We start from the raw sequence: 12,900 nt of genomic DNA, 5'->3' as shown, positions 1-12,900 counted from the left end.
ATCGTCGGACGGCTGTGCCACGCTGTCCGGCGTGGCACACCGATCCCCGATCCTGCTGATCGACGCTCCCAGTCTCTACTTCCGGGCCTACTTCGGCGTCCCCGAGTCCGCCGCGCGGGCCGCCGACGGCAGCCCCGTCAACGCGGTGCGCGGATTCCTCGACATGCTCGCCACGCTGGTGCGCACCCGCCGCCCCGACCGGCTGGTCTGCGCCCTGGACCACGACTGGCGTCCCGACTGGCGGGTGGCGCTCCTGCCGTCGTACAAGGCGCACCGGGTGGCCCCGGAGGGGGGCGAGGAGGTGCCCGACACCCTCGGCCCGCAGGTGCCGGTGATCCTGGACGTGCTGGCCGCGATCGGCATCACGGCGGTCGGGGCCGCCGGCTACGAGGCCGACGACGTGCTGGGCACGCTGTCGGTGACCCAGCCCGCACCGGCGGAGGTGGTCTCCGGGGACCGGGACCTGTTCCAACTCGTCGACGACGCGCGCGGGGTGCGGCTGCTCTACGTCGGGCGTGGCGTGGCGAAGCTGGAGGACTGCGACGACGCGGCGGTGCGCGCCCGCTACGGGGTGCCCGCCGACCGGTACGCCGACTTCGCGGCCCTGCGCGGCGACCCCAGCGACGGGCTGCCCGGCGTGCCGGGCGTCGGCGAGAAGACCGCGGCCCGGCTGGTCGACCGCTACGGCGGCGTCGCCGGCATCCTCGCCGCGCTCGACGACCCCGACGCCGGGTTCGCCCCCGGCCTGCGGGCCCGGCTGGACGCCGCCCGCGGTTACCTGGCCGTCGCGCCGACGGTGGTGCGGGTGGCGCTGGACGTGCCGCTGCCGGAGCTGCCCACGGCGCTGCCGCAGGCCCCGGCCGACCCGGACCGGCTGCTGGCGCTGGCCGAGCGCTGGAACCTGGCCGGCTCCTGCCGCCGCCTCGTCGACGCCCTCGCCATCCGCGACTGACCGCGGGCCCACCCCCGGCCGGCCAGGGGCGGACCAGCGGGTCAGCGGGTCAGCGGGGCGGGTCGACGCGGCGGGTGGGGAACGTGCTGCCGGGGCGGGCCAGGGTGCCGCGGGCGCGCAGCCCGACCGGGTCCGGGGCCGGCTGCGGATCCGCCGCCGCCGACCCGGCCGGGTCCGCCCGGCGCGCGTCGAGGTAGGCCGCGCCGGCCCGGTCCTCCTCGGTGGGCGCGGCGAGCAGGGCGTAGACCAGCCCGACCACCACGAGGATCACCGCGAGGACGATGGGCACCAGCAGCGTGCTGAACCCCGCACCGGTGACGTCGTCGTGCTGCTCGTGCAGGCGCACCGACAGGGCGCTCATGCCGGTGAAGTGCATGCCGTTGACGGCGACGCCCATCACCAGCGCGGAGACGACGACGGCCAGGACCCGGCGCACGGTGACGGCCAGCCACAGCGCCACGGTCGCCGCGACCACGGCGATCGCCACCGACAGGGCGACCCGCACGCCGTCGTAGCCGAGGGAGCCGCCGAGCCGCATCGCCGCCATCCCGGTGTAGTGCATGGCGACGACCCCGGCCCCGGTCAGCCCGCCCCCGATGCCGATGCGCAGCGCGGAGACCCGGCCGGTGCCGACGATGGCCAGGCCGATGCCGACCGCGACCACGGCGATGAGGGCGCTCGCCACGGTGATCGGCACGTCGTAGCGGATCCGGGTGCCCTCGACGGCGAAGCCGAGCATCGCCATGAAGTGCATGCTCCAGATCGCGGTGCCGCCGATCGCCCAGGCGGCGAGGGTGCCCCACCACACGCGTTGGCCGGTGGTGGCGGCGGCCCGGATGCGGCCCGCGCAGACCAGACCGAGGAACGAGCCCAGCACCGACAACGCGTAGCTGAGCGCCGGCGTGATCCAGCCGTACTCAAAGTGATTGATCTCCGCCACGGCGGTTGTCCCCCCACCCGGTCACCGGCGCGTCGACGACGCGCCGCAGACATGATCGGGGACGCGTTGAGCTGCCGCAACAGCGCCCCCCGACCACTTCGGGGGGTGCTGTCACGGTGACAGTCCGATGCATGGGACCGGCGTCGAAACGACGCAGGGTGACCGTCAGGCGGTGGCGTGGTAGGCGAGGACGCCCCGGTTGACGGCGGCGATGGCCTGCCGGGCCGTGGCGCGCAGCTCGGTGGAGGCGCCGCCGGAGTCGGCGACCTGACCGAGCAGGTCGACGACCTGGCGGGCCCACCGGACGAAGTCGCCGGCCGGCATCTCGCCGTCGAGCTGGTGCCCGCTGGCGAGCACCTTGGCCAGGGCCTCGCCACGGGCCCAGCGGTAGATCGGCCAGGCGAAGCCGAGGTCGGGCTCGCGGGTCACCGCGAGGCCACGGGCGGCCTCGTCGGCCTCGATGCCGCTCCACAGGTGCAGCGTCTCGTCCACCGCGTCCGCGACGGGGCCGCGCGGCAGCGACGCCCGCTCGTCGGCGTCCCGGCGGGCCTCGAACACCACCACCGACACGGCGGCGGCCAGCTCCGCCGGCGAGAGCCCGTCCCAGACGCCCCGGCGCAGGCACTCGGCGACCAGCAGGTCGGCCTCGGTCCAGATCCGGCCGAGCATCCGCCCGGCGTCGGTGACGGCCCCATCGGCCGACAGGTAGCCGCGCGCGGTGAGCAGCGCGACGATCCGGTCGAACGTGCGGGCAAGGGAGCCGGTGCGGCCGGCGACCCGCTGGCGCAGCTCCTCGGTGTCGCGTTCGAGGCGGCGGCGCCGCTCGGCCCAGCGGGCGTGCTCCTCCCGGTCGGGGCAGGCGTGGCAGGGGTGCCGGCGCAGCTCGGTGCGGAGCTGGCTGAGCGCGTGGTCCTCGCCCGCGCCCTGCCGGGACCGGCCGCCCCGGCGGCCGCCGTGCCGGTCCAGGCCGGTGCCGCTGACCTCGGCGGCGAGGTCGCGGCGGGCCGCCGGGGAACGGTGGTTGAAGTGCTTGGGCACCCGGATGCGGGCGAGCACCTCGGCGGGGGTGGTGAAGTCGCCGGGGCTGACCCGCCCGGCCCACCGGTCCTGGGTCAGCACGAGCGGGCGGGGCTCGCCGAACCCGCCGGTGGCCGGGTCGAGCACCACCGCGAGGCCGGCACGCCGGCCGGACGGCACCCGGATCACGTCGCCGACGCGCAGCCGCTCCAGCGACGCCACGGCGGCGGCCTTGCGCTGGTGCTGGCCCTGCCGCGCGATGGCGCGCTCCCGGTCGGCGATGGCCACCCGCAGGGCGAAGTACTCGTCGAAGTCGCCGTGGTGGCAGGCGGCCTCCGCGCCGTACGCGTCGATGGTCTCGGTGTTGCGCTGCACCTGCCGGGCCAGGCCGACCACCGACCGGTCGGCCTGGAACTGGGCGAACGAGCTCTCCAGCAGCGCGCGGGCCGGCTCCGCGCCGACCGTGCCGACCAGGTTGACGGCCATGTTGTAGGACGGGCGGAAGCTGGACCGCAGCGGGTAGGTGCGGGTGGAGGCCAGGCCCGCCACGTGCCGGGGGTCGGTCTCGGGCGACCAGACCACGACGGCATGCCCCTCGACGTCGATGCCCCGGCGGCCGGCGCGCCCGGTGAGCTGGGTGTATTCGCCCGGGGTGAGGTCGACGTGGGCCTCGCCGTTGAACTTCACGAGGCGTTCGAGGACGACGCAGCGGGCCGGCATGTTGATGCCCAGCGCCAGGGTCTCGGTGGCGAAGACCGCCTTGACCAGGCCCCGGACGAACAGCTCCTCGACGACCTCCTTGAACACCGGCAGCATGCCGGCGTGGTGGGCGGCCAGGCCGCGCTCCAGGCCGTCGAGCCACTCCCAGTAGCCGAGCACCGTCAGGTCCTCGCCGGGGATGGCGGTGACCCGCGACTCGACGACCCGGCGGATCTCGGCGCGCTCCTCCGGGTTGGTGAGCCGCAGGCCGGCGGCGAGGCACTGCTGCACGGCGGCGGCGCAGCCGGCGCGGCTGAAGATGAACAGGATCGCCGGCAGCAGCCCCTCCCGGTCGAGCCGGTCCACGATGTCCGGGCGCAGCGGGCCCCGCCAGCGCGGCCCGCGCCGGCCGCCGCCCGGCCCGGCGCTGCGCCCCTCCCCCAGCTCCAGGCGGCGCACCGTCTCGCGGGTGTAGCGCAGCAGCTCCGGGTGCACGTCGTGCTTGCGGGCGGCGTCGGCGTCGTGGAAGAGGTCGAACATCCGCTTGCCGACGAGCATGTGCTGCCACAGCGGCACCGGGCGGTGCTCGCTGACCACCACGGCGGTCTCGCCGCGCACGGTGACCAGCCAGTCGGCGAACTCCTCGGCGTTGGAGACGGTCGCCGACAGCGAGACCAGGGTCACCGAGGCGGGCAGGTGGATGATCACCTCTTCCCAGACCCCGCCGCGGAACCGGTCGGCGAGGTAGTGCACCTCGTCCATGACCACGTAGGCCAGGCCCTCGAGGGTGGCCGAGCCGGCGTAGAGCATGTTGCGCAGCACCTCGGTGGTCATCACGACCACCGGGGCGTCGCCGTTGATCGCGTTGTCGCCGGTGAGCAGGCCGACGTGCTCGACGCCGTAGCGGTCGACCAGGTCGTGGTACTTCTGGTTGGACAGCGCCTTGATCGGCGTGGTGTAGAAGCACTTGCGCCGGGCGGGCGGCGGACCCTCGCCGTCGGCCGCCGCCGGCCGCGCGGGCGTGCCGCGCAGGGCCAGGTGTACGGCGAACTCGCCGACCACGGTCTTGCCGGCGCCGGTGGGGGCGCAGACCAGCACGCCGCTGCCCCGTTCCAGGGCCTGGCACGCCTCCCGCTGGAAGTCGTCGAGATCGAACCCCAGGTCAAGGGCGAACTCGTCCAGCGCCGGGAACTGTGAGGCCTGCGCGGCCCGGCGGCGCGCCGCGGCGTACCGCTCGGCGGGGCTCGACATGCCACCAAGATTAGTGCGTGCCTCCGACGACCACCGCCGCAAGGCCGTCCGACAGGGGGGTCGGGGGCGGTCGGTAGGGTGCACGGCGTGCCGGATCATGCCGAACCGACCCAGTCGACCCCACCGAGCGCAGACTCCGCCGCGGGCGTCGGGGCGTCCCGTCGGCCCGTCGAGGCGGTCCTGTTCGACTTCCACGGCACCCTCGCGCAGGTGGAGGAGCCCCACGACTGGGTGCTCGCCGCCGCGCGGGCGTGCGGGGTGGCCCTGGAGCGGGTGCGGGCCACCGCGCTGGCCGACCGGCTGCTCACCGCCGGCCGGGCCGGCGGGCCGCTGCCGGCGCGGGTGCCGCCGGCGCTGGCCGAGCTGTGGGCCGAGCGGGACCTCTACCCGCACGCGCACCGGGGCGCGTACACGGGGTTGGCGGCCACCGTGGACGCCGGGATCGACGGCCTCGCCGACGCGCTCTACGAGCGGGTGCTGCGGCCGGACGGGTGGGTGCCGTACCCGGACACCGCGCCGACCCTCGCGGCGCTGCGGTCGGCGGGGGTGAAGGTGGCGGTGGTGAGCAACATCGGCTTCGACATCCGGCCGTTCTTCGCCGCGTGGGGCCTCGACGCCCTGGTGGACGCGTTCGTCCTGTCCTACGAGGTGGGGCGCTGCAAGCCGGACCCGGCGATCTTCTGGCGGGCCTGCGGGATGCTCGGGGTGGACGCGGAGCGGGCGCTGATGGTGGGCGACACGGCGGCGGACGCCGGTGCGGTGCGGGCCGGCTGCGCCGTGCTGGTGCTGCCCGAGGCCGAGCCGGGCCGGCCCAACGGGCTGGGCTCCGTGCTCGACCTGGCCCTGCGCGGCTGATCCGTTCCCCGGCCCGGCGCGCCCCTATTCGACAGCGCGCCGGGCGGTCTCCTTTCCGTCGAATGAAACGGTCGAGAAGGCTCGAATTACCCCTGCCGTCCTACGGACGGGATCCCCGGGCGTGACATATTGCTCGACGTCGTTGGATAATGTCCGCCGCGATGAGCCGTCGCGGGTCGCGTTCAGGTGCCCCGACGCTTAGCCGAAGGGGACAATTCCGTGAAGCGGGACCACTCACCCGTGCTGCCGGGCGACGGCGACACCGACTATGCGCGTTACATGCGCGTCGACGAGCTGCTCGACCTGCAGCGCACCCCGGAGCAGGTGATCTGTCGCGACGAGCTGCTCTTCCAGGTGGTCCACCAGTCGGCGGAGCTGTGGCTCAAGCTCGCCGCGTCCGAGCTGCGCGAGGCCGCCGCGCGACTCGACGCCGGCGAGCCGGGCGCGGCGGAGCTGCTGCTGACCCGGGCGGCGCTCGGCGTGCGGCTGGTCACCGACCAGCTGGAGATGTTCCGCCACCTGTCCCCGGCCGACTTCCAGGCCATGCAGCCGGCGCTCGGCAACGGCTCCGGCGCCGAATCGCCTGGTTGGCGGCAGGTGCAGGCCGCCAGCCGGCGGCTCGGCCGGGCCTTCGCCGACCACCTCGCCGCCGTCGGCGTCGACGTCTCCGCGCTGCCGGGCACCGACCCCGCCGATCCGCTGCACCGGCTGGCCGAGGCCATGGTGGAGTGGGACGAACGGGTCGCGTCCTGGCGGGTACGGCACTACCAGGTGGCCCTGCGCATCGGCGGGCACGGCCCGGCCGGCACGCCGGGCAGCCCGGCGACGATGCTCGCCCGGCTGATCGACCACCGGTTCTTCCCCGAGCTGTGGCATCTGCGGGTGGGCGTCGCCGGCCCCGCGCCGGCCACCCCACGGGCCTGACCGGCCGCCGCCGGAATCGTCGGTTCCTCACCGTCCGTATTTAACACGACCGTAATGTTGAGGTGCCGTTCGTGCGTGAGCTGACGACTTGGCGATCCGGCCTATCCGATCCCGACGACTTTCCCTACTCTGCGGTGCTCGACGCGTTCCAGCGCGCCGGTAAACACTTTGTCGAAAAAGAACTGCTCGCACTTCTCGACGAGATACGGACGCACGTCGTCGCGGCGGGGCGCGCCGCCGCCGGGCCCACGGAGCCGCACCGGTTCCTGCGCGAGTTCCTCGACGTCGCGCTCGACAAGTGGGACGGCCGGTACGACTACCGCAGCTACCTCGCGCTGCCCCTGCTGCGGCTGCCCTGCACGGCGGACGACCCCGGGACCGACGCGGGGCCCGACCCGGCGGACGCCCGCCGCGCCTCCGACCGGCTCCTGGTGCGGCTGGTCGCCGACGCCCTCGCCTTCGAACTCGCCGCCACGGCCGGAGCCACCACCCTGCTCCCCGAGCAGCGCCCCGGCCCAGCGACGGTCGCGAAGCGCCTGCGGCTCGGCGTCCGGGCCGTGTTGCCCGCGATGGCCCGGCTGGACCCGGCGTGGACGGTCGACGACCGGAGTCCGGCCACCGCCGCGGCGGCCCTGCACGCGTTCGCCGTCGCCGACGACACCGGCGACGAGGAGCGCCGGCTGCGGCTGAGCATGCTGCCGGTGTACCGGTCGCACGACGAGTACCTGTTCGTCCGGGTGCTCCAGGCGTACGAGTGCGTCTTCGCCGGGCTCGCCGACGAACTGCGCGGCACGGTCGCCGCCCTGCGCACCGGGCAGCCGGGCACGGCGGCCGGCCGGCTGGCGTCCGCCCGCGACCGGCTCGCCGCCGCCGCGCCGCTGTTCTCGCTGCTGGCCACCATGCAGCCGGAGTCCTTCCGGACCTTCCGGGAGTACACCGAGGGGGCCAGCGCCATCCAGTCCCGCTCCTACAAGCTGGTGGAGTCGCTGTGCCGTACCCCCGACGGGTCGCGGCTGGACTCGGCGGCCTACCGCTCGGTGCCGGAGGTGCGCGAGTGGGTGCTCGCCGGGCACCCGTCGGTCGACGCCGCCTACCGGGCGGCGGCCCGCGCCGGCCGGCTCACCGGGGCCGACCGCGACCGGGTGGAGCGGGAGATGCGCGCCTTCGCCGAGGCGGTGCTCGGGTGGCGGCGCACCCACCACCGGCTGGCGGTCCGGATGCTCGGCACGCGCCCCGGCACCGGATACACGGAGGGCACCCCCTACCTGGCCGCCGTCCGCTCCACCCCCGTCTTCACCGCCGTCGGCCCCGACCCGGGCGCGGCGGCCCCGCCGACGAACACCGGAGGCTGTCCCGCGTGAGCACCCCCGACCCGGCCCCGGCCGCCGACGAGGCGCGCTGCCTCGACGCGGACGCGCTCGCCGCCCTGCGCGCCGAGTTCCCGCTGCTGCGCACCTGCGTCTACCTGAACAACAACTCCACCGGCGCGGTCCCGCAGGGCGCGCAGCGGGTGCTGGCCGACTACTGGGAGACCCTGCGCGGCTGGCGTGACGACGTGTGGCAGGGCTGGCACGTCGGCCTCGACCGGTACGCCGACTCGGTGGCCGCGCTCATCGGCGCGCCCGCGGGCAGCGTCGTCACCGACGCGAACCTGAGCACCCTGCTGGCCCGGATCGCCTCCTGCTTCGACTACCGCCCGCCCCGCGACCGGGTCGTCACCACCGACCTGGAGTTCCCGACCGTGCCGTTCGTCTGGAACGCGTTCGGCCGCTACGGGGCGCAGGCCGACGTCGTCGCCACCGGCGGCGTCCGGTTCGACCAGGACGCCCTCGAAGCGCGCATCGACGAGCGGACGCTGCTGGTGTGCGTGCCGCACGCCAGCTTCGCCTCCGGCGACACCATCGACCTGCCCCGGCTCGTCGCCCACGCCCACGACGCCGGCGCCCTGGTGATCGTCGACGCCTTCCAGACGGTCGGGGTGGTGCCGCTGGACGTGACCGCGCTGGGCGTGGACGTCGTCCTCGGCGGCGCGCACAAGTGGCTGTGCGGCGTCGGCACCGCCTTCTGCTACGTCCGGCCGGACCTGACGCCCCGGCTGGAGCCGGCGGCGACCGGCTGGCAGGCCGGGGACGTCGCGCTGACGTTCCGGCCGTCGACCGGCTGGGCGGCCGGCGCGCAACGGTTCGCCGGCGGCACGCCGTTCCCGCTCACCTCGCTGGTCTCCCAGGTGGGCCTGGACCTGCTGGCCGGCGTCGGGGCGCCCGCGATCCGGCGGCACTCCCTGGCCTGCACCGGGCGGATCGTCGAGCGGGCCGCCGCCGCCGGGATCACGGTGGTCAGCCCGACCGAGCCGCACCGCCGCGGCGGCGTCGTCTGCCTCGACGTGCCCGACGGGGAGGCGGTCAAGCGGCGGCTCGCCGCGCGGAACGTGATCTGTAGCTGGCGCGGCTGGCTGCGGGTCGGCCCGCACGTCTACAACACCCTGGAGGAGATCGACGTGTTCATGGACGCCCTGGAAGCGGAGGTCCGCCGGTGAACGTCACCCTGTCGCCGCGGGCGCTGATGAGCCTGCTCGCCAACGGCCCGAAGGCGATGGACGTGCTGGAGACGGCCCTCACCCTGGGCCTGCTCGACGCGCTGGAGCCGGGCCCCGCCCGCCTGGGCGACCTCGCCGCGCGGTTCGGGTTCCGGCCGCTGCGGCTCTACAAGTTCCTGGACTGCCTGGAGAGCCTCGGCGTCGTCACCCGCGAGGAACCCGACGACGACATCGCCGCCGCCCGCTACCGGGCCGAGCCGGGGCTGCGCGACGCCGTGGCGGCGGTCGTCGGGCCGGGCGCCGTCGAGCGGGACCGGGACCGCTACCCGTGGCGCGTGCTGCACGGCCGGCTGGCCGAGAGCCTGCGCGGCGAGGTCAGCATGACCGACGAGGACTTCGCGTGGCCGCCGCGCACCGACGAGCAGACCGCCGCGTTCGAGCGCAGCATGGCCGTCGGGCTCGGGCCGGTGCTGGAGACCCTGCACCGGCACGCCGACCGGCTCTGGGCGGACCGCCGCCGGCTGCTCGACGTCGGCGGCGGCGACGGCACGCTCGCCGCCCGGGTGCTCGACGACGCCCCGCACCTGCGGGCCGATGTGTTCAACCTGCCGGCGGTGGCGCCCCTGGTGGCCGAGACCCGGCAGCGCCGCGGCCATGCCGAGCGGCTGGGCTTCGTCGGCGGGGACTTCTTCGCCGAGGCGCTGCCGACCGGCTACGACGCGCTGGCGTTCGTCCGGGTGCTGCACGACTGGCCCAACGACGTCGCCCGCCGGCTGGTCGAGGCGGCGTACCGGGCCCTCGAACCGGGCGGGCTGCTGCTCATCGGCGAGGAGTTCCGCACCCCGGACCGGCTGGCGATGCAGTTCTTCTGGAGCTACTTCCTGATCGGCGTCGACAGCTGCGTGAGCCGGCTGCGGGAGGTCGAGTTCTACACGGGGCTACTCAAGGAGGTCGGCTTCGAGCGGGTCGCGGTGCTGCCCGGCGGCTGGGAGCTGGTCACCGCGTACAAGCCGGCGGCCTGACCGGGGCGGGCGGGCCGTGGCCCGCCCGCCCCGGTCGGCGCGTCAGGCCCGGCGGCCCACCACGGCGCCGTTGGCGCCCGGCGCGTCGAACGTCAGCCGCTCGACGTCGACGAAGCCGGCGTCGGCGAGCCACGCCGCGTACTCGGCGCCGGAGTAGTTCTTGCCGCCCTCGGTCTCGACGAGCATGTTCATGCCCATCAGGGCCGCCTCCGGGGGGCCGGCGCGGTCGTCGTCGAGCAGCAGCTCGCAGATGACGACCGCGCCGCCGGGCGGCAGCGCGGCGTGGCACTTGGCCAGCAGCGCCCGGTTGGTCGGTTCGTCCCAGTCGTGCAGGATCATGCTGAGCAGGACGACGTCGTGGCCATCCGGCAGCGCCGGGTCGGCGAGGAAGTCGCCGGCGACCGTGCCGATCCGGTCGGTCAGGCCCTCGGCCGCGATCCGCTCCTGTGCCTTCGCGCACACGTGGGGCAGGTCGAAGATCGTCGCCCGCAGCTGCGGCAGCCGGCGGCAGAACTCGATCGGGAACGCCCCGGCCCCGCCGCCGACGTCCAGCAGCCGGGTGTGCGCCCCGAAGTCGTACGCGTCGGCCAGCGCGCGGGCGGTGAAGCTGGAGGTGGAGAACATGGCGTCCCAGAACTGCGCCAGCATCTCCGGGTCGACGGTGTCGAACAGCGACTCCTGCACCTGCGGGTCCCAGGTCAGCGGCCGGTTGGTGCGCAGCGCGTCGGCGATGCGGTGCCACGGCAGATAGGTGCGCAGGTCGGAGTAGCGCACCTGGGCGCCGAAGTAGTAGGGCCGCCCCTCCACCAGGAACTGCTCGGCCAGCTCGGTGTTGCGGTAGCCGTCGCCGGCCCGCTCCAGCAGGCCGAGGGACGCGCTCGCGGCCAGCAGGAGGTCGGCGGGGCGCTCGTCGAGCCCGAACTCGGCGGCGGCCTCGGCGAGGGTGATCGTCCGGCCGCCCGCGAGGCGGGTGAACAGCCCGAACTCGACGCCGACGGCGAGGGTCTTGAATCCCCACACGCCGGCCACCAGGCGCATGAGAGGAGAGGGATTGATCATGAAAGCATGAGATCACAGCCCTCGTCGGATCCACAGTAGACACTCCGGGGCGGGTCGCCCGGCCGTCGGCCGGGCCCGCCGCCGCCCCGACGCCCCGCCGGATCGCGCGGGAACCACGCCGCGCCGCCGAGCGACTATCCGTACATGCGGTGCGAGCGGTGGCGGGAGATGCTGTCGGCCCAGTTGGACGGGGAGGAGACCCCGGCCGAGCGGGTCGCGGCCGAGGGGCATTTGATCACGTGCGGTGACTGCCGGGCGTGGTTCGAGACGGCGGCGGCGGTGACCCGCCGGGCGCGTACCCGGGTGGTGACGGCGACGCCCGACCTGGCCGACGCGGTGCTCGCCGCCGTAGCCGGCGGGCCGCCGCGGCGGCCACGGAGGTGGGCGCAACGGTGGTCGGCGCAACGGTGGCGGGAGCGGCTGGTCGCCGGGCTGCGGGCCACGCTGGGGCTGGTGGGGGCGGTGCAGGTGGTGCTGGGCCTGGTGCAGGTCGGCCGGGGCACCAGCGTCGCCCACGCGCACGCCACCGGGCAGCACCTGTGGCACGAGTCGGCGGCGTGGAACGTCGCCGTGGGCGCCGGATTCCTGTTCGTGGCGGTACGCCGGTTTCCGCCGGCCGGAGTGCTGCCGATGCTCAGCGCCTTCGTCGCGACCCTGGTGCTGCTGTCGGTCAACGACCTGGTGACCGGCCAGGTCGCCGTGTCGCGGCTGGTCAGCCACGCGATCCTGGTGTTCGGCTGGGTGCTCACCGCGCTGCTGTCGCGCCCCGGTCTGCGGCCGGGTGGGCCCGCGCCCCGGCAGGGCCGGTCGCCGGGATCCCGCTGGCGGGTCGAGCTGGACGCGCCCGAGCCGTCGACGCCGACGCTGCGGCTGCTGCCCCCGCACCCGTACTCGGCGCAGGCCCTCGCCCGCCGCGGCGCGGCCGGCGGGGGGCGGGACGACCGGCGGGCCGCCTGACCGGGCTGCGGGGGTCGGCTTCAGCCGGCCCGCGTCGACCGGGTGTCGGCGTGCCAGGCGGCGACGAGGTCCTCCCGCGCCCGCGCGACCCGGGAGCGGATCGTCCCGACGGGGCAGCCGCAGACCTGCGCCGCCTCCGCGTACGACAGGCCGGCGACCTGGGTGGCCACGAACGCCTCCCGGCGCTCCGGGGCCAGGCCCGCGATGAGCTGGCGCAGGACGACCCCGTCGTCGGCCCCCGGCCCGGTCGCGGTCGCGTCCTCCGCCGCCGCCTGCCAGTCCGGCAGCGCCGCCGTGCGCGGGCGGGTCATCGCCGTGCGGACGTGGTCGACGGCGACCCGGCGGGCGATGCTGAACACCCAGGTGCGGGCCGAGGAGCGGCCGGCGAAGCCGGGCAGGCTGCGCAGGGCGCGCAGAAACGTCTCCTGGGTCAGGTCGTCGGCCTCCCCCGGCCCGGCGAGGTGGGCCAGGAACCGCCACACCGGGCCCTGGAGCGCCCGGACGAAGGCGGCGGCCGCCGGCTGGTCGCCCGCGCCGGCCAGCCGCGCCCAGCGGGTCACCTGTTCGTCGTCGGCCCCCGCGCCGACCGCCCACCCGGGGCCGCTCACGGGCGGCCGTCCGCGCCGGCGCCGGTCGTCGGCCATTGCCATGGCGGGCGGTGTCGTCGGGCGCTCACCTGGACCGGTAC

General features: G+C 75.6%; 11 protein-coding genes. 7 read left to right on the top strand and 4 right to left on the bottom strand.

The genetic code is table 11. The features are described from left to right. Positions 1-31: 31 nt before the first annotated feature. A complete protein-coding gene (locus O7633_RS02520; RefSeq protein ID WP_278135146.1) occupies positions 32-952 on the top strand; it encodes a 5'-3' exonuclease in 921 nt (306 codons plus the stop codon). A gap of 49 nt (positions 953-1,001) precedes the next feature. Here O7633_RS02520 and O7633_RS02515 read toward each other — a convergent pair whose 3' ends face one another. Together O7633_RS02515 and O7633_RS02510 are read right to left on the bottom strand one after the other, a co-directional pair. Next, positions 1,002-1,892 (bottom strand): MHYT domain-containing protein, encoded by an 891-nt coding sequence (locus O7633_RS02515; protein WP_282325755.1) that lies wholly within the window; start codon positions 1,890-1,892, stop codon positions 1,002-1,004. A 165-nt stretch (positions 1,893-2,057) separates the two neighbouring features. After that, positions 2,058-4,859, bottom strand: a complete 2,802-nt coding sequence (locus O7633_RS02510) for a DEAD/DEAH box helicase (protein WP_282325754.1) — start codon at positions 4,857-4,859, stop codon at positions 2,058-2,060. Positions 4,860-4,937: 78 nt separating this feature from the next. Here O7633_RS02510 and O7633_RS02505 point away from each other — a divergent pair, with 78 nt between their 5' ends. From O7633_RS02505 to O7633_RS02485, 5 genes are all read left to right on the top strand, one after another. Next, positions 4,938-5,714, top strand: a complete 777-nt coding sequence (locus O7633_RS02505; protein ID WP_278135139.1) for an HAD family hydrolase — start codon at positions 4,938-4,940, stop codon at positions 5,712-5,714. A 219-nt stretch (positions 5,715-5,933) separates the two neighbouring features. Continuing rightward, entirely contained in the window at positions 5,934-6,638 is a 705-nt protein-coding gene (locus O7633_RS02500; RefSeq protein ID WP_278135137.1) for a tryptophan 2,3-dioxygenase family protein, read from the top strand. A gap of 62 nt (positions 6,639-6,700) precedes the next feature. Beyond that, entirely contained in the window at positions 6,701-7,999 is a 1,299-nt protein-coding gene (locus tag O7633_RS02495; protein ID WP_347405222.1) for a hypothetical protein, read from the top strand. Continuing rightward, positions 7,996-9,174, top strand: coding sequence for an aminotransferase class V-fold PLP-dependent enzyme (locus O7633_RS02490; RefSeq protein WP_278135133.1), 1,179 nt, complete (start codon positions 7,996-7,998; stop codon positions 9,172-9,174). Before O7633_RS02495 ends, O7633_RS02490 begins: the two co-directional genes overlap by 4 nt. Further along, positions 9,171-10,196: a methyltransferase gene (locus tag O7633_RS02485; protein WP_083302830.1), complete on the top strand. Its 1,026-nt coding sequence runs from the start codon at positions 9,171-9,173 to the stop codon at positions 10,194-10,196. The genes O7633_RS02490 and O7633_RS02485 overlap by 4 nt, the downstream gene beginning before the upstream one ends. Before the next feature lie 42 nt (positions 10,197-10,238). Here the strand turns inward: O7633_RS02485 and O7633_RS02480 are convergent, their stop codons facing one another. Beyond that, positions 10,239-11,255, bottom strand: a complete 1,017-nt coding sequence (locus O7633_RS02480) for a methyltransferase (protein WP_282325750.1) — start codon at positions 11,253-11,255, stop codon at positions 10,239-10,241. 144 nt (positions 11,256-11,399) lie between these two features. Here O7633_RS02480 and O7633_RS02475 point away from each other — a divergent pair, with 144 nt between their 5' ends. Beyond that, positions 11,400-12,212, top strand: a complete 813-nt coding sequence (locus O7633_RS02475) for a zf-HC2 domain-containing protein (protein ID WP_282325748.1) — start codon at positions 11,400-11,402, stop codon at positions 12,210-12,212. A gap of 20 nt (positions 12,213-12,232) precedes the next feature. On the opposite strand, the gene O7633_RS02470 is transcribed toward O7633_RS02475, so the two are convergent. Then, positions 12,233-12,820, bottom strand: coding sequence for a sigma-70 family RNA polymerase sigma factor (locus O7633_RS02470; protein WP_282325746.1), 588 nt, complete (start codon positions 12,818-12,820; stop codon positions 12,233-12,235). Positions 12,821-12,900: the final 80 nt, after the last annotated feature.

It is taken from the genome of Micromonospora sp. WMMD712, assembly GCF_029581295.1.
Classification (GTDB): domain Bacteria; phylum Actinomycetota; class Actinomycetes; order Mycobacteriales; family Micromonosporaceae; genus Micromonospora; species Micromonospora carbonacea.
Note: the sequence above shows the minus strand (reverse complement) of the source record. Positions and strands in the feature narration are given on the sequence as shown.

What these genes read in the sequence shown, in the direction of transcription:
- O7633_RS02510 (WP_282325754.1), bottom strand. Translation starts at nt 4,859, where the DNA reads ATGTCGAGCCCCGCCGAGCGGTACGCCGCGGCGCGCCGCCGGGCCGCG.
- O7633_RS02475 (WP_282325748.1), top strand. Translation starts at nt 11,400, where the DNA reads ATGCGGTGCGAGCGGTGGCGGGAGATGCTGTCGGCCCAGTTGGACGGG.
- O7633_RS02480 (WP_282325750.1), bottom strand. Translation starts at nt 11,255, where the DNA reads ATGATCAATCCCTCTCCTCTCATGCGCCTGGTGGCCGGCGTGTGGGGA.